Genomic DNA, 18,096 nt, shown 5'->3' on the forward strand with positions numbered 1-18,096 from the left:
CGTGACTATTGGTTATTCCAAATAATGAGCTTCATTTCTGTCATTTCTTCCATTGCATATTTAATGCCTTCACGACCTGTGCCACTTTCTTTCACGCCACCATACGGCATATGATCTACACGGTAAGTTGGCACGTCATTAATAAGGACGCCTCCTACCTGTAATGCTCTGGACGCTTTAAAAGCTGTCTCAATCGATGGTGTAAAAATACTAGCCTGTAGTCCATAATGAGAATCATTAATAGCTTCTATTGCCTCCTCAATAGTAGCTACTGCATTCACAATAACAACTGGTGCAAAAATTTCCTCACAGGATACCTTGCTATATGACGAAACATTCGATAACACTGTTGGCATTAAAACCTGATTGTCAATATAACCACCAGCAATGATTTTAGCCCCTTCAGCAACCGCTTCTTCAATCCACTCATGAGCTCGTTGTTGTTCATCTGCTGAAATCATCATGGCTACATCGGTTGTTTTATCAAGAGGATCGCCGATGACTAGCTGTGCTACTTTAGCGCTGAGCTTGTCTAAAAACTCATTTACCATACTTTCCATTACATATATTCGCTGCAACGAAATGCATACCTGACCCTGATTTGAAAATGCTCCCATAATCATTCGGTCCATAATCTGATCAAGTTGAACGCCTTCGTCAACAATCACCCCTGCATTTGAGCCTAATTCTAACGTAACCTTTTTTAAACCTGCTCGGTTTCGTAATGAAATCCCTACGGCAGGGCTTCCCGTAAACGTTATCATTTTCACATGAGGATGTGCTAAAAATACATCTCCTACCAATTTTCCCTGCCCGGTCACTAGATTAAAAGCTCCAGCCGGTAAATTAGTTTGTGCTAATAATTTTGCTAGAAAATGAGCAGATAAAGCCGTTTGAGTAGCTGGCTTTAGCACAATTGTATTGCCCGCCGCTAAAGCAGGACCTACTTTATGCGCAACTAAATTTTGTGGAAAATTAAACGGTGTAATTGCTGCAATTACGCCGATAGGCTCTCGTATTGTATAGCCAAAGCGCCCTTCCCCATTTTTAGAAGCGTCCATCGGAATCATTTCGCCCGATAATCGTTTGGCTTCCTCTGCGGCAAATTTATAGGTTTCAATGGTGCGGTCAATTTCAGCGTAGGCATACTTGAGCGGTTTTGCAGATTCTAGTGAAATAATACTAGCTGCCTCTTCTCGGTTTTCCAAAAATAGTGTGGATAAATGCTCCAAAATTTCTGCTCGTTGAAAAGCAGTTAAGGAAGCCATGCTCTTCGCTGCTGCCTGTGCACTTGCAATGGCCTCCTGTACATCTTGTTCAGTGGCCATTGCAAAATGTGCAATCACCTCTTGTGAATGCGGGGCTTGAACCTCCATATAATCTGCCGTCATCTTCCATTCTCCATGAATCCATAAGCCCCTTTTCAAGACTTATCTCACTCCTTTCATTATGGTTACGTATTCATTTCTGAAAATAAAGAAATGAATACGTAACCATTTTAGTGTAAAAAATAAACTGATGTTAAAAATCAGTTCATTTTTTACACGTTGTATTTCTTGGGAAAAGTTTAACAGACTCTGTTTGCTGAATGCAAGTACTTTTTTTCTCCATGACCTCAAATAAATTTTCAATCGCTAAAAACCCCAGGTTTTCTTCTGTTGATATCCCAACTGTTGTTAAAGCAATGGAATGATGTTTACTGAGTTCCACATTATCAATACCAATTACATTGAAATCCCTAGGAACCTGAAAGCCTCTTTCTAAACAAAGGTTCAAAATTTCTATAGCGATGGCATCTGTTGCTGCACAAATTGCTGTAGGTTTTCTGTCTAGTTTTAACAGTTCCTCAAAAGTCTTTTCGATATCTTCCTTATTCGTATTGGTAAAAAATGTAGGTACGGATTTAGCTTCTATTCCATGATCCTTTAATGCCTTTTCAAATCCTTGGTATCGTCCAAAAAATGTACTCATTTGATGGGGACCACCAATCCAGCATAATGATTGATGCCCTAAAGACAAAATATAATTGGCCGCAAGATATCCTGCTTGCACATTATCAATTTCTACAAAATGTCTATTTTCTTGATGCTTACGATTAAACATAATAAAAGGGATTTCGAGTTTTTCTAATTTAAAAAATAAATCGTCTTGATAAAGCATGGAAGACAATATAATGGCATCCGCCTTCGTTTCTAAAACTGCATTATAGATTGAGTGTAAATTATCTTCTGTACCAAAATAAACATTAACTTTATAGCCACGGGCGTTGACATAATTAACGATAGCTGTCGTCGTATCCACAAAAAAAGGATTGTGTAAAGGACCTGATATTAATGTGATAATGCCTGTCTTTTTCTGAACAAGCGATCTAGCTATATCATTTGGAATATAATTTAGGTCCTCAATCGCTTTCATCACTTTTTCAACTGTTTTTGGCTTTACCAGCTCTGGTGTATTCAACACTCTTGACACGGTTGTTTGAGATACACCAGCATGCTTTGCCACATCTTTTGAAGAGACCAAAAAAACCACCCACTTCGTTTTTGTAAAGCTATATTATACCATATATGTCTACTAGTTATAGGGAGTTCGGGGGTCACTTTCTCTCATAAGGCTTTGCCGCCTCACTTGCTTTGAAATTATAGACAGGTTTAATCACCTTAATAATATCTACTGTTTCTCCAATGACAGATGTTATTTCTGCCATAGGCTTATAGGCCATTGGTGCCTCATCTAATGTTTCTTCATTGACTGACGTTGTCCAAATCCCCTGCATCGTCTCTTTAAAATCTTCCATATTCAATGCTTTTTTAGCAGCACGACGTGAGTACATACGTCCTGCTCCATGTGGTGCTGAATGATTCCAATCAGCATTGCCCTTCCCTATACAAATAAGTGATCCATCTCGCATATTCATAGGAATGACAAGCATTTCTCCTTTATTGGCACGGACAGCTCCCTTACGTAGCGTCATTGTCTCCGTCTCAATATAGTTATGAATCGTATCAAATGTATCTATCAGCTGCCAATCCATATGTTTTGCAATGGTTTCAGCAATCGTCCAACGATTCATTTGCGCAAATTGCTGCGCGATTTTCATATCATGAATGTAGTCATGGAAATATTCGCCCTCTAAATAAGCTAACTCTTTCGGAACCGCAGGATGTTTCTTTTTATAGGCTTGGATCATCGCTTGAATTTCCTTTTCTCGCCCCTGTTGTTTAAAGTCCTCTATTTTTCCAGTCAAATCTTGCTGACGCAAATTTTCATAGGCCCTTTTTTGATGCCAGCTTGCTACTTTTGCCCCTACATAACGTGAACCAGTATGAATCAGTAAATAGTACTGATTCTCCTCATCCTTAGCCAATTCAATAAAATGATTGCCTCCACCAAGTGTCCCTAATGATAGATTCGTATACTCATCCTTTAGGCCAGTTGCTTTGAACTGTTTACCTTCAAACGCTAAAAAATGTCGATCAGGCGATAGTTCCTTATGAACCTCTTGACCACTCGGTACATACGTTCGAATGATAGCATCAAGTTTCTCATAATTAACCGTCGTTACATCTAATTGCGCTACAAATACACCACATCCCACATCCACACCGACCAGATTTGGTACAACCCGCTCCTGTAGGTGAATGGTCGTGCCAATAACACAGCCCTTCCCTGCATGATAATCAGGCATAATACGTACCTTTGTGCCTGTCATAAACGCCTGATTTGTCAATTCTTGAATTTGGTCGATGGCGGATGGTAATGCTGTTTCAGCATAAATTTTAGCCTCCGTGTAACGTCCCTTAATTTCAATCATGATTATCCCTCCTTACCATTTATACGTACAAATGGAATGATATGTTTCATTCCATAAAAAAACGCCCTAAAAGATTCATTCTTTTAGAACGTTTTGTGAAGTTAGTCTGCATATTGTATGGCTAGTTTATTTGGTATTACTGGAATATCGTTCGATTTCACATCTTCTTCTTGTAAGGATAGCATTTGCTGCGGATACATTTCCTCGACATCAAAAGGAATAGCAATACTTTCCATTTTATTATTCATTTGACTACGTGCCAGTAAGCCATTCTTTGAAAGATCAATGCTAAGAATAGCCTCCACAGTTTCTTCAAGCATTTCAAGATCCTTTGTTTTCAATGGCATCTGTTCCTGCATTAAGAAGGGTTGAAGATGTTCCTTAATATAACCCTGTGCTTCAATTAAACATGAAAATTCATTTAGTTTATCAGCATAACGCTTTAATTGTCGCTTCTCTTTGGCACGTTGTTGATTTAGTTCAAGCACTTTTTGTTCAATACGACTCATACGCTCCTTTACTAAATTGACTAAGTAAGGCTGAATGTCTCGAACTGCTTGTAACATTGAAGCTTCTGCTTGTAATACTTTATCGTATTGAGCGACACAAACCACTTGTTGGTCATTTAATTTTTGCACACGCTCTTTAAAAAATTCATTTTGGTTATGCTGACCAAAAATAGCTTTCATAAGCCCTTTACCATGAATTTTTTTATGCTGTGCATCTAAACGCTCATATTCTCTTGAATATTCATTGTGCATATTACGATACTCTCGTAACATTTGTTGATAGTAAACAGCGATTTCGGTAAATGTCTCTACCTTATCATCTTGTAAATAATCATGTTGTGAGATGGTTTGTAATAGCTGGTAAAGGGTTTGAACATGTTTAAACGTATTTGCCACCTGCTCATATTCTTGCTCATATTCCTTAACTATTGCTAAGTCACGCTGATAGCGAGAAAACTCAAATTGGGTATCGCCTGCATATTTTTCAATATTCTCAACAGCAGATTGAAATGGGTCACGTCGTGGAATAACAGTTAATTCGAAGCGGAACCGTTCAAGCCATTGCAAGAAACGAATTAAAATGGCATAGGTTTTTTTTTCACTATTTTCGGCCACACGATGTATGTGGGCTATTAAATGGTCATATTGACTTTTTTGCCAAAGCTCAAGGTTGTCCGTTTGCTTAGCTACCAGGGCATTTGTTGCGGAAATAGCTATAAAATCACTCATCAAATGGCCAATACGTTGTTGTTCTGAAATGATAAATGCATCTGCATGCTCATCAGCATCAATTCCATTGATGACACATAAAGGTACCACTCCTTTATGATTTAACGCATCCATTAATAAAAGCTCAGCATCTATTGCCCTAGAGCCGGCACGTAAAACCCAGAAAATTTCATCTACACGGTTCATAAGTGCTTCAGAGAAATAGGCCATTTCACCTCCCCCTGCTTCTAAGGAAACAGAGTCAATGATCGTCACAGATTTTAATAAATCATTTTTCAAATATACTTCTAGGTAATCCAAATGTTCACGTAAAATCTGAGAAGCAAACGTATCACCTGTTGTCAGTAGCTCTAATTTGCTAAGATCAAATATGGCTACAACACCATCTAAAAAATAGGCTTTAATCTCCTCTTGTTCGCCATATCGAATAAATGTATTGACACCTGTCGGATGTCGATCATTTACAGATAGTACCTCACGTCCTAGTAATCCGTTAACTAGTGTTGTTTTGCCTACTCGTTCTTTTCCGACGATTAAAATCATCGTTTGGTTATTTGCATCTTGAATAATACGGTTTAAATGTTTAGCTGTATCTTTCACATATGTATTTTGGACAATAATACCGTACAATTGTCGCAGTTGATCAACAAATTGTGGCAATATATTATTCGCTGAGGTTGTATATTCGATTGGCGTATGGTCAATGTTCGTCATCCTCAAAACCTCTTTTCGTATGCATCTATAAGACCATTATAAATGAAACTAATGCTTTACTAATATATAGATCAACGAAAAGAGGACAATATACTTATGCATTTATAAGGCAAATAGGAATTCATCCTTATATCACTACAATGTTCATTTCACATTTCATTCACAATTCAGACTAAAAGAAATAGCCCATTTTATGAATTTTACTAAAATTGCCATCAAAATTATGCTTTATTACAGCTATCCAGTTCTCCCTTATTCCTATAGGCATACTATTCACCTAGACCCGCCATACGCGCGTATACTTCCCCAAGTGTAGGCATCCCTCCTTGTGCACTAAACTTTTCAACAGACAATGAGGCAGCAAGATTAGCAAAGTACACTGCCTCATCCAATGATTGACCCTCTACTAAGGCATGAGCTAGTGCACCGTTAAAGGTATCACCTGCACCTGTTGTATCCACAGCTGTCGTCATATAGCCTGGGATATGACTGGGAAATGTACCATCAAAATAACGCGCACCATCACTACCTAGCGTTATAATAAGCTTATTAGGATACTTTTCTAGTAGCTGATCGACGGGCTCATTAAAAATTTCTGCACATTCTGTTTCATTTGGTGTTAAATAGGCGATATCCTTCATCCACTGTTTATCAAAATTTGCTGCTGGTGCAGGATTTAACAATACTGGCACTCCTGCTTCTTTACAAAGTTGAATGGCATATGCTGTTGTTTCTTTTGGAATTTCCAGTTGAATGATCACCATTTGGCTTTTTTGTATCAGCTCTTTTGATGCCTCTATATGTGAAGGTGCTAATTCATAGTTTGCACCAGGCACTACTACTATACGATTATCTTGATTGTAAATAAGAATATTAGCAATGCCTGTTGGAGCTGTAGCACTATGAACAATGGCTTCTGTGTTTACTCGCTCTTGCTGCAAACCCGCACATAATGTTTCACCAAAACTATCCTGACCGACGCAGCCAATCATCGCCACGTCACTTCCCAGTCGAGAAGCAGCCACTGCCTGATTTGCCCCCTTTCCTCCTGGAACTGTTTGAAATGCATGACCGAGAATGGTTTCTCCTTGCTTTGGAAAAGCATTCATTTGTACAACTAAATCCATATTTAGACTTCCTATAACTGTAATCATTGATTTCCCTACCTTCCTTCTAAGCTCTATTTTAATGGAGAACCAAGGTCAGGGACAGGGTATGTTAAAGGCCTTTTTAAAGTTTTCCTAACAATCCTTTTCTAGCCTCATGTTCAATTCTACTATCACAATCCTCGCAGGAGAATTTTCCTTTCATATTCCTTTTATACAAGGTATATTTCCTTGTCCCTTCCACAACCTCAAACGTCTTTTTACAAAAAATACAGGAAACTGAATAAGTTATCATTATCTATTCTCCTTTCAAATAACTTGCTACTTCCACATTATCAAAATATACCATTTATTCACAATATTTATATTCAGAATATTCTTGTTAAATTTACTGTTATTCACATTCTATCCATAAATGCTAGGATGGATATTTGCTAACGCATAAAAAAACTGAAGACAACGCTCAGTTTGTCTTCAGTCTACAAAAATATATTAATAGGCTACCCGCTTCTCTTCATATGCAGCAATATGGTCTTCGTATTTAAACGTTAAGGCAATTTCATCCCAACCATTTAGCAAGGTTTCCTTATAGTACGGATCTATTGTGAAATGATAGACTGTCCCATCACCATCAGACACCGTTTGTGCCGCAAGATTCACTTCCACTGCATATGGATTTGCTTTACCCTTGGCTAGGATTTCATCACATTCCGCTTCTGTTAGCTTAATAGGAAGAATGCCATTTTTAAAGCAGTTATTATGGAAAATATCTGCAAAGGAAGGCGCAATGACAACATTAAATCCATAATCCAAAATGGCCCATGGTGCGTGCTCTCGCGAAGAACCACAGCCGAAATTATCCTGTGCCACTAGAATTTTTGACTCTTTAAATTCTGGTTTATTTAATACAAAGTCTTTTATTTCATTACCATCTGCATCAAAGCGCCAGTGATAAAATAAAAACTGTCCAAAACCTGTGCGCTCAATACGCTTTAAAAACTCTTTTGAAATAATTTGGTCGGTATCAACATTTTTGCGATCAAGTGGTGTAATGACACTATTTACGATATTAATTGGTTCCATTTTCAACATCCCTTCCATGTAAAAACAAGCTTCACACAGTTTCCTTTACAAATTCACGTACATCTACAAAATGGCCTGCAATCGCCGCTGCGGCTGCCATTGGTGGCGATACCAAATGTGTACGAGAACCCGCTCCCTGACGTCCTTCAAAGTTGCGGTTGGACGTTGAAGCACAGCGTTCACCCGCTGGGACTACATCATCATTCATTGCTAAACACATAGAGCAACCCGACTCCCGCCATTCAAAGCCGGCATCTATAAAGATTTTATCCAAACCTTCTGCCTCTGCTTGTTTTTTCGTAGAATAAGAGCCTGGTACAACGATTGCTGTAACATCGCCATGTACCTTTCTTCCTTTAATAACATTTGCAGCTGCACGTAAATCGCTCATACGCGAATTTGTACAGGAGCCAATAAAGACATGCTGGATATCAATGGACGTTAATGGTTGCCCTTCCTCTAAGCCCATATAATCAAGTGCTTTTTGAAGCGCAGCTTTATCGGATTCATCCTTATAGTCTGCTAGTGTTGGGACGTGGCCAGAAACACCCGTACCCATCGATGGATTTGTCCCCCATGTAATGATAGGTTCGATTTCTTCTGCATGAATAATACGGACTGTATCGTAAGTAGCATCTTCATCAGAGGCAAGGCTTAACCAATAGTTAGCCGCTTCCTCAAATTGTTCGCCTTGTGGAGCATATTTACGACCTCGAATATAGTCTACAGTTATTTGATCAGGAGATATAAGCCCTGCCTTGGCACCAGCCTCAATCGACATATTACAAATCGTCATCCGTTCTTCCATGGACAGTTTGTGGATAGCCTCTCCAGTAAATTCCACAATATATCCTGTGCCAACGCCAATTCCGAACTTTGCAATAATGGCTAAAATAATATCTTTAGCGGCAACTCCGACTGATAGCTCCCCTTCAACACGAATTTCCATTGTCTTTGGCTTATTTTGCCATAACGTTTGCGTCGATAATACATGCTCTACCTCAGAAGTTCCAATACCAAAGGCAATCGCCCCAAATGCACCATGTGTAGATGTATGTGAATCACCGCAGACAATTGTTTTACCTGGCTGTGTAAGTCCTAGCTCTGGTCCAATAACATGGACAATTCCTTGATCAGGATGGCCCATACCTGCCAGCTCAACACCAAACTCTTCAGCATTTTTGGCTAGAGTTTCAATTTGGTTGCGTGCAATCGGATCATGGATTGTTGGTAGATTTTTTGTTGGAACATTATGATCCATTGTCGCAAAGCTTAAATCTGGACGACGTACTTGACGACCATTCATCCGAAGCCCTTCAAAAGCTTGCGGAGAAGTTACTTCATGAATTAAATGAAGATCAATATATAACAGGTCCGGTTTGCCCTCTTCCTGATAAACAACATGTTTATCCCAAATCTTTTCAATTATATTTTTGCCCATTATCTTCACCTATTTCTTTAAATATATGTTGTCATAATACTTTGTGAAACAAAACTAGTATCAATTTCATTCATAACCTTGTCTGTCCATTCATTCGTTGATAAAACTCGACTGCCATTACGAGCAAGATCTGCTGTAAAATAACCATCATCAAATACCGCACTTACAGCACGTTCAATTTCTGATGCCTCTTCCTTCAAGCCAAATGAGTATTGAAGCATCATCGCTACAGAAAGTATGGTTGCTGCAGGATTTGCCACTCCTTGACCAGCAATCTCAGGTGCTGACCCATGTACTGGTTCATATAAGCCAAAATTATCTCCACGAATAGATGCCGATGGTAATACACCTAGAGAACCTGTAATGACTGATGCTTCATCACTTAAAATATCCCCAAACATGTTTTCCGTAACTACTACATCATAGTGTCCAGGATTTGTAATAAGTTTCATCGCTACAGAATCCACTAGGTTATGCTCTACTACTACATCTGGATAATCTTTTTTCTTTGCTTCTACGACTTCTCGCCATAAACGACTTGTTTCAAGAACATTTGCCTTGTCAACAGAGCATAACTTGCCTCCACGTAAACGTGCTAGCTCAAAGGCATTTTCAACGATACGCTCAACTTCCACTTTCGAGTAAACAGTTGTATCAATTGCGCCATTTTCAGTACGCATACGTGGTTCCCCGAAGTATACGCCCCCTGTTAGTTCACGAACAATCACTAAATCAACGTTTTCTGCTACTTCACGCTTCAATGGAGAAGCATCTAGTAAACTCGGGAACGCCTTTACAGGACGCAGATTAGCAAATAAATCAAAGTGTTTGCGGATTCGCAATAATCCCTTTTCAGGGCGTAATTCTGGTGGATTCTGATCCCACTTTGGTCCACCTACAGCTCCTAGTAGAATCGCATCACTATTCTCACACATCTCAATTGTCTCATCTGGTAGTGGATTATTATGTTGGTCAATGGCAGCGCCCCCGATTGTTCCATACCCTAAATGGAAAGTATGATTAAATCGTTTACCAATCACTTGTAATACACGCACAGCAGAAGCAACAACCTCTGGCCCAATTCCATCACCAGGAAGTACTGTAATTTTTTTCTCCATCATCAAAACACCCTTCTTTGTATAGCGCATTCGCTAATTTAGTAAAAACGCTCACCAAATTAATGGGTGGTGAGCGTATTCAATTTTTCTTGATTAACCTATACGCCATGATTATTGCATCCGACTTGTGAATGAACCTCACACATTTCACTACTTATAAAACAGGACGATTATTTAAACTGGATGTGCACGAAGACTTTCTTTTATTAAATGACGGTTAATAGCATTTAAATAAGCTTTTGCCGATGCTTCCAAAACATCCTGAGAGGAGTTGCGGCCAGTCGTCGATACATGATCATAACGAATATTTACGACAGCTTCACCAAGTGCGTCACGGCCTTTACCGACTGATGTCACACGGTAATCAATCACATGAACAGCATTTGGCACTAGCTGCTCTAGCGTGTTAAAAATGGCTTCTACTGAACCAGCCCCAGTGGCAACTACCGTTTTCTCTAATCCTTCTGGTGTTAGCACAATGGCTGTGGCCGTCGGAATATTTTCTGTACCGTATTGCACTTGAACCATTTTCAATTCAAATAGTGGTACATCTTCTAATTGGATTTGCTGTTCTGTAAGTAAAGTCAGCAAATCTTCCTCTGTAATTTCCTTTTTACGATCCGCCAATTTTTTAAATTCTACAAATGCCTTATTTAACTTTTCATCTGATAGATCAAAGCCCAATGTTTCAGCTCGATCACGGAAGGCTGCTCGACCAGAATGTTTTCCAAGAACTAAAGGTATTTCTCCCTCACCGATAAGTGCAGGTGAAATAATTTCATAAGTTTCTGGATTTTTTAACACACCGTCCTGGTGAATACCAGATTCATGTGCAAATGCATTTCTCCCAACAATCGCTTTGTTTGGCTGAATCACGACGTTTGTCAATTTACTGACTAATTGGGACGTACGTTTAATCTCTTGCAGCTGTATCCCTGTTTCTACCTGATAATAATCCTTGCGAATATGAAGTGCCACGGCAATCTCTTCTAACGCTACATTCCCTGCTCGCTCTCCAATGCCATTAATTGTTCCTTCCACTTGTCCAGCACCATTTTCAATTGCCGCCAACGTGTTGGCCGTTGCCATTCCTAAGTCGTCATGACAATGGGCAGAGAACTTGACTTTATCAGCACCTTTTACGTTTTCCAGCAGATACTTAAATAGAGCACCATATTCGTATGGAGAGGCATAGCCGACTGTGTCAGGAACGTTAATCGTTGTTGCACCTGCGGTAACTACCTCATTCATAATTCGTACTAAAAATTCACGATCTGAACGGAACGCATCCTCAGCGGACCATTGTACAAGTGGAAAATATTTTTTCGCATATTTAACCGCTTCAACCGCTTGCTCAATCACTTGTTCTGGTGATTTTTTCAGCTTGTATTCCATATGAATAGGCGAAGTAGCTAGAAAAATATGAATATGTGGCTGTTGAGCACCTTTAATAGCTTCCCATGTCGTATCAATATCCTTTTGAATACACCGGGCAAGACCCGTTACGACTGAATTTTTTACTGTTTCAGCAATGCGATGGACTGCATCAAAGTCACCTGGTGACGAAGCAGGAAACCCTGCTTCAATAATTGTCACACCAAGACGCTCTAACTGCTTAGCTATCTCTATTTTCTCTGCTGTATTTAAATTAATCCCCGCAGATTGTTCACCATCGCGAAGCGTAGTATCGAAAATATCAATTTTTCGCACTTGTCGCCACTTCTCTTACCACTTTTTCTTTACCTTCGTTGATGAATGGCATCATCTCACGTAGTTTTGCACCTACTTCTTCGATTTGATGGTTTGCACCTGCTTCTTTGAACTTTGTATATTCAGGACGACCATTTTCATTTTCTTGAATCCAGCGGCGAGCAAACGTACCATCTTGGATATCCGTTAACACGTCTTTCATACGAGCTTTTACAGACTCATCGATGATGCGCGGTCCTGCCACATAATCTCCCCACTCAGCTGTATCTGATACTGAGTAACGCATTGTTGCCATTCCACCTTCAAACATTAAGTCAACAATAAGTTTCAGCTCATGTAGTGTTTCAAAATATGCTAATTCTGGTTGGTAGCCTGCTTCCACTAATGTTTCAAATCCTGCTTTTACTAGCTGCGTTGCACCACCACAAAGTACTGCTTGTTCGCCAAATAGATCTGTTTCTGTTTCTTCTTTAAATGTTGTTTCAAGAAGACCACCACGTGCGGCCCCAATGCCTTTACCGTAAGCAAGTGCTAAATCTTTTGCTTGGCCTGTTGCATCTTGATGGATAGCGAATAAACCTGGTACACCAGCACCTTCTTGGAATTGACGACGAACTAAATGCCCTGGCCCTTTTGGTGCTACTAAAAATACGTCTACATCTGCTGGTGGCGTAATTTGCCCAAAGTGAATATTGAAGCCGTGTGCAAACATTAGGGCTTTCCCTGCTTCTAGATGTGGAGCAATCTCTGCCTCATATACAGCTTTTTGTCGCTCATCTGGTAGTAAAATTTGGATCACATCTGCTTCTTGTGCTGCTTCAGCCACTGTTTTTACGTCAACGCCATCTGCTTTAGCAGCATCGAAAGATCCACCTGGACGAACCCCTACCACTACGTCAAAGCCTGATTCTTTAAGGTTTAATGCATGTGCATGACCTTGTGAGCCGTATCCGATAATAGCGATTTTCTTTCCTTTTAAAACTTCCTCGTTAATATTTTGTTCATAGTACATTGTAGCCATTGTTGTTTCCTCCTAGAATTTAGTTTATTTTCATAGCTCTAGATGCAGCCCATTTAAGAAGCCAGCATCTAAAACCTTCAATTTTATAGGCAAACTATTTTAAAATAGAGAGCTGTGGATTTGAGATTTTTTGCGTTTCACGAACTGAGGCTGTTGCTCCTGTACGTGTAAGTTCTTTAATGCCATATGGTCGAATGAGTTCAATAAAGGCATCTATTTTGTCTGGGTGTCCAACTACCTGATATGTCACAACATTTTTAGCTGTGTCAATTATTTGAGCGCGGAACGGTTCGACAATCGAGTTCATTTCCAAGCGTAAATTTGGCGGTGAAATAACCTTTACTAATGCTAGTTCTCGCAGGACAATCGATTTGTCAGTAATGTCATTGACCTTTAATACATCAATTTGTTTGGATAATTGCTTCACCAGTTGTTCAATTTTGCGTTCATCCTCTACATTGACAACAAAGGTCATTTTTGAAAAATTCGGTTGCTCTGTATGACCAACTGTAATGGATTCAATATTAAACTGACGTTTCATAAGTAAACCTGTTAATCGGTTTAACACACCACTTTGGTTAATCACAGTTACGGTAATTACTCGTTTCAATTCTTTTTCACCCCAATCATTTCATGTAAGCCTTTGCCTGGTGCTACCATTGGGTATACACATTCAAGCTGTTTCACACGACAATCAATTAACACAGGCTCATCAGAAAGTAGTGCCTCTCGGAAAATAGCTTCCGCTTCATCCATTGTGTTAATGCGATAGCCTTTAATACTATACGCATCCGCCAATTTAACAAAATCCGGTTGGATTGGCATAAGTGAGGATGAATAACGCTCTTCATAGAATGTTTCTTGCCATTGGCGAACCATTCCTAAACAGCTATTATTCAAGATCACTATTTTTACTGGTAAGTTAAATTCCTGTAGGATAGACAGCTCCTGTGCAGTCATTTGAAAGCCTGCATCTCCTACAATCGAAATAACTTTTTTGTCTGGCTTCGCAAATTGGGCACCAATTGCGGCTGGGAAGCCGAAGCCCATCGTACCAAGTCCACCAGACGTTACCCATGAATGATCGTTGTTTAAGTGATAATATTGCGCTGTCCACATTTGATGCTGACCAACATCTGTTGTCACAATGGCATCACCCTCTGTAATCTCATGAACTAATCGCAATGCCTCTTGTGGTAAAATTTCTTGATCATGATCATTCTTGCAATACCATAATGGATAATCATTGGCATGAGATTTTAAAAAGGCTAGCCAATCGGTTGTATCAGGACCGTCAAAATCCTTTTTCAGTACGGCTTTCAATGCTTCTTTTGCGTCTGCCACAATTGGGATATCTGTCGGTACGTTTTTACCAATTTCTGCTGGATCAATATCGATATGAACAATTGTCGCATTTGGTGCAAATGTAGCTAAATTACCTGTTAAGCGATCATCAAAACGAGCACCAATATTAAGTAATAAATCTGCCTTTGTTATAGCTGTGTTTGCTGTTGCCGTACCGTGCATGCCGGCCATCCCTAGGAATAATTCATGTTCACCGTGAATGGAGCCTAAGCCTAGTAATGTATTCGTTACTGGAATACGATATTTTTCAGCAAATGCCGTTAATTCTTCACGTGCGTCAGCAAAAAGAACACCTGCACCAGCTAAGATGACTGGTTTTTTTGCCAAAGAAATAGCTTGTATCGCCTTTTGAATTTGTAAATAGTTAGGTTTATAGGTTGGTTGATAGCCTGGTAAATAAATTTCATCTGGTGCTTGCGGTGGATTCTCTACATCAAATAACATTTGTGAAACGTCCTTTGGGAAATCCACGACCACTGGTCCCTTACGACCTGTGCTGGCAATATGGAAAGCTTCTTTTACTATACGTGGGATGTCATTCACATCTTGTACTTGATAATTGTGCTTTGTAATGGGTGTAGTAATACCCATAATATCTGCTTCTTGGAAAGCATCCGTACCTATAACAGATGTAGCAACCTGACCAGTGAATACCACTAAAGGTATAGAATCAATCATGGCATCGGCTATCCCTGTGACAAGGTTTGTTGCACCTGGGCCACTTGTAGCAATAACAACACCCGTTTTCCCTGAAACACGCGCATAGCCTTCCGCCGCATGGATGGCACCCTGTTCATGTCTTGTTAAAATATGACGGATTGGATTTTTATACATCGCATCATAAATTGGTAATACAGCACCACCTGGATAGCCAAAGATGATTTCAACACCCTGATCATGCAATGCCTGCACTAGTACATCGGCCCCGTCCTTTGCTTGATAGGTTTGCTCAACTGTTGCAGTTGTTGCTAATTGTTCTTTTTCATTGATTGAAACATTCGCACTCATCAATATGCCTCCTTTATTTCTTTCAAACTCACACATCAGTGTTGTAGATTAATGAAGTGTCACTAGCTGGTTAGTCTATGCTCTCCTCCTGAAGAAAGAGAGTTAGCACATGCCATTATGAAAATAATAAAAAGCCCTTTTCTCCACACGCAAAGAACTACCTTACGTAGGGATGAAAAAGACTTTCCATGGTACCACCCTTTTTTATAGCAAATAATTGCTACCTCGCGAATAAATGACAGCATCTATGCACCAATGCGGAATATATCGCATCCAATAGGGTGTCATAAAACATTTATTCATTAATAACGAGCACTTTCGAATATGCCCGAAGCTATCTAATAGTGTAAACACGTTTAATAGCTCACTCCGAGGGGATGTCGGATCTAGTTGTATCGCCGGCTTCCAGCACGACCGGCTCTCTGGTAGATACAAGGCTCTAGAACCTTTAACCTCATCAACGTTTTCATTTATCTAGTTTTAAATCTTCATAACGCCACCAGTGGAAGCGTTCGTCACTAATTTTGAATATCTTGCGAGCCAACCTCGTTTGATTTTAGGCTCAAAGACTGGTAATTTCGCACGACGTTCAGCTAAAATTTCCTCTGAAACTTGTAAATTAATCGTACGATTTGGTAGATCAATTTCAATCATATCTCCATCTTCTACTAAAGCAATTGGACCACCTTCAGCAGCTTCTGGTGAAATATGCCCGATTGAAATACCACGTGATGCTCCTGAGAAACGACCATCTGTAATCAATGCCACCTTTGTACCAAGGCCACGACCTTGAATCGCAGATGTTGGTGCCAGCATTTCCGGCATTCCTGGGCCACCTTTAGGACCTTCATAGCGAATGACGACTACATGGCCCTCTTTCACTATTCCATTATCAATATTTTCTTGTGCTGCCTCCTGTGAATCAAAAACGATGGCTTGACCTTTGAATACTTGGATGGAAGGATCTACTGCACCAACTTTAATCACTGAGCCCTCTGGCGCGATATTACCGAATAACACCGATAAACCGCCTACAGCACTATATGGATTTTCTTTCGTTCGAATGACTTGATTATTCGTAATGTGATGATCTTTGACTAATTCACCCATTGTCAGCCCTGCCACTGTTGGACGATTAGGATGTATAGCACCTGGGATAGACACCAATTCATTAATAATGGCACTAACGCCACCAGCTTTATTAATATCATCCATTGAAATATCGGAAGCGGGCATGATTTTTGCTAAATAAGGTACTCGTTCTGCGACCTTATTAATATCCTCAATGTTGTAATCTATTTCCGCTTCATTGGCAATGGCTAATGTATGTAGAACCGTGTTAGTAGAGCCACCCATAGCCATATCTAATGCAAAAGCATCGTCGATTGCTTCTTTTGTAATAATATCGCGTGGCTTAATGTCTTCCTTTACCATACGAATTAATTGTTTCGCCGCTTCTTTAATCAGCTTATGACGCTCTTCAGAAGTAGCTACGATTGTTCCGTTACCTGGTAAAGCAACACCAAGCATTTCCATTAAACAGTTCATAGAGTTTGCGGTAAACATTCCTGAGCAGGAACCGCAAGTCGGACAAGCATTATTTTCAATATCTAATAGCTCTTCAGCAGACATATTTCCTGATTTATGAGCACCTACACCTTCAAAAACAGAAGTTAATGAAAGCTGTTTACCTGATGCAGATGTCCCGGCCTCCATTGGACCACCGGACACAAAAATCGATGGTACATTAGTACGAACTGCTGCCATAAGCATACCTGGTGTAATTTTGTCACAGTTTGGAATATAAAATACGCCATCAAACCAGTGTGCATTAATAACCGTCTCAGCTGAGTCTGCTATAATTTCACGACTTGGTAATGAATAGCGCATACCAATATGCCCCATTGCAATACCATCATCGACACCAATTGTATTAAATTCGAATGGAATACCACCCGCTTCAATAATGGCTTCTTTTACAACATCAGCGAACGTACGTAAATGAACGTGACCTGGTATTATGTCGATATAAGAGTTACAAACCCCAATAAATGGCTTTCCTAAATCTTTTGCTTTTACTTTGCCTGTTGCATATAAAAGACTTCGATGTGGCGCTCGATCTACGCCTACTTTTATCATGTCACTTCTCATTTTAAACGCCCCTCATTTATTGCTTTCCATACTATGTTCGTTGCTATATACAAAAATCACAATCTTCTGTCTTTTTATTTTTTGTTTATAGATAACAGCTTTCTAAAGTATTACTGCTGTAACGAACGTGTTAAATTGTTGTTATCATAGTACGAAAAAAAGGTCTCGTCAACACTATTTTTTGAATTGTTTAAACAATTCAAAAAATCTGTCAAAATTGAAATCGTTTACATGCTGATTAAGCATCAGTTTTATCTCGCTTTGATAAAAATTTTGACATTTCGTTCAAATTTTAATTTTTTTAAAATATAGAACAATAGTTTTCTA

13 protein-coding genes are annotated in these 18,096 nt (G+C 39.5%); all 13 read right to left on the reverse strand.

Annotated elements, in window-relative coordinates; genetic code table 11:
- Positions 1-5: 5 nt before the first annotated feature.
- The gene (locus AC3CH7_RS09910; RefSeq protein WP_488381716.1) at positions 6-1,427 is read right to left on the reverse strand and encodes an aldehyde dehydrogenase family protein; all 1,422 of its coding nucleotides are present in this window, start codon (positions 1,425-1,427) and stop codon (positions 6-8) included.
- Between the two features lie 106 nt (positions 1,428-1,533).
- A complete protein-coding gene (locus AC3CH7_RS09915; protein WP_488381717.1) occupies positions 1,534-2,532 on the reverse strand; it encodes a LacI family DNA-binding transcriptional regulator in 999 nt (332 codons plus the stop codon).
- Positions 2,533-2,596: 64 nt separating this feature from the next.
- Positions 2,597-3,814 (reverse strand): RtcB family protein, encoded by a 1,218-nt coding sequence (locus AC3CH7_RS09920; RefSeq protein WP_012294936.1) that lies wholly within the window; start codon positions 3,812-3,814, stop codon positions 2,597-2,599.
- Between the two features lie 101 nt (positions 3,815-3,915).
- A complete protein-coding gene (locus AC3CH7_RS09925; protein WP_036164055.1) occupies positions 3,916-5,766 on the reverse strand; it encodes a dynamin family protein in 1,851 nt (616 codons plus the stop codon).
- A 269-nt stretch (positions 5,767-6,035) separates the two neighbouring features.
- A complete protein-coding gene (gene rbsK, locus AC3CH7_RS09930) occupies positions 6,036-6,920 on the reverse strand; it encodes a ribokinase (protein WP_031416235.1) in 885 nt (294 codons plus the stop codon).
- A 444-nt stretch (positions 6,921-7,364) separates the two neighbouring features.
- Complete coding sequence (leuD, locus tag AC3CH7_RS09935; RefSeq protein ID WP_031416237.1) at positions 7,365-7,955, reverse strand: 3-isopropylmalate dehydratase small subunit; 591 nt, start codon at positions 7,953-7,955, stop codon at positions 7,365-7,367.
- 31 nt (positions 7,956-7,986) lie between these two features.
- Positions 7,987-9,396, reverse strand: a complete 1,410-nt coding sequence (gene leuC / locus AC3CH7_RS09940; protein WP_012294940.1) for a 3-isopropylmalate dehydratase large subunit — start codon at positions 9,394-9,396, stop codon at positions 7,987-7,989.
- Between the two features lie 17 nt (positions 9,397-9,413).
- Complete coding sequence (gene leuB / locus AC3CH7_RS09945) at positions 9,414-10,514, reverse strand: 3-isopropylmalate dehydrogenase (RefSeq protein ID WP_036162816.1); 1,101 nt, start codon at positions 10,512-10,514, stop codon at positions 9,414-9,416.
- A gap of 174 nt (positions 10,515-10,688) precedes the next feature.
- Entirely contained in the window at positions 10,689-12,224 is a 1,536-nt protein-coding gene (locus AC3CH7_RS09950; protein WP_099805317.1) for a 2-isopropylmalate synthase, read from the reverse strand.
- Positions 12,211-13,245: a ketol-acid reductoisomerase gene (gene ilvC / locus AC3CH7_RS09955; RefSeq protein ID WP_012294943.1), complete on the reverse strand. Its 1,035-nt coding sequence runs from the start codon at positions 13,243-13,245 to the stop codon at positions 12,211-12,213. The genes AC3CH7_RS09950 and ilvC overlap by 14 nt, the downstream gene beginning before the upstream one ends.
- Before the next feature lie 94 nt (positions 13,246-13,339).
- A complete protein-coding gene (gene ilvN / locus AC3CH7_RS09960) occupies positions 13,340-13,855 on the reverse strand; it encodes an acetolactate synthase small subunit (protein WP_031416242.1) in 516 nt (171 codons plus the stop codon).
- Positions 13,852-15,618 (reverse strand): biosynthetic-type acetolactate synthase large subunit, encoded by a 1,767-nt coding sequence (gene ilvB, locus AC3CH7_RS09965; protein ID WP_036164059.1) that lies wholly within the window; start codon positions 15,616-15,618, stop codon positions 13,852-13,854. The genes ilvN and ilvB overlap by 4 nt, the downstream gene beginning before the upstream one ends.
- Positions 15,619-16,098: 480 nt before the next feature.
- Complete coding sequence (gene ilvD, locus AC3CH7_RS09970; RefSeq protein WP_031416245.1) at positions 16,099-17,769, reverse strand: dihydroxy-acid dehydratase; 1,671 nt, start codon at positions 17,767-17,769, stop codon at positions 16,099-16,101.
- Positions 17,770-18,096 lie beyond the last annotated feature (327 nt).

It is taken from the genome of Lysinibacillus sp. F12 (assembly GCF_057773605.1).